This window comes from Vibrio sp. 2130-1, assembly GCF_033339515.1.
Map to the genome: position 1 here is coordinate 1 of NZ_JAWOUT010000388.1, position 641 is coordinate 641.

At 43.2% G+C, this 641-nt stretch carries 1 protein-coding gene; it reads right to left on the reverse strand.

Annotated features, from left to right (window positions below; all coding sequences use genetic code 11):
• Positions 1 to 641: AAA family ATPase (locus tag R7Q09_RS26405; RefSeq protein WP_318143974.1), on the reverse strand; the 641-nt coding region annotated here is incomplete at both ends.

Genomic DNA, 641 nt, shown 5'->3' on the forward strand with positions numbered 1-641 from the left:
CAGTGAGAAGTCGGTAAAGACTGTTCCTTTGAATGTCGCAGTTTCAATCGAGCCAAACAGTGAGTGGTAATTTGGGTTCTCTTCCACCACGATTGGGAAATCGCTGTTGTTACGACTCACTAACACGTTCACTTTGTAGCGACGAGGCAACTTTTTATCTAAAGACGCAGCAGCAATCTCACCTTGTTCACCACTTTGATCGAGGAAAATATCCGCGTTTTCAACGATATCTTTTTGCAGCTCCGTCAAATAGGTTTTGATTTCGGAGTATTCCGAATAATCCACTTTGAGCTTTTTAATGAAGTGAGTAATCACATCGAGCGTAACTTCATCATTCAGTTTTTTGATTTTGTCGCTGTAGGTATCCTCCCACTCGGTCAGTTCACGCACCATGGAACGTAAACTCACCTCTAACGCGTCAATGCTGTCACTGAACTGTTCTTGCTCTTTTTTGCTCAAGGCATCAAAAGATTCTTCTGTGTGCAACTCATCGCCATTCATAGCGACAAATTGATAATCGCCTTGCGATGTGATCGTCAGGCTGATGCCGTGCTCTTTTGCTTCACGACTAATGCGGTCCAATTCATTTTGCTGTTTGTTTGCCAACTGGTTTTTCAAACGATCAGCACGGCTAAAGTACA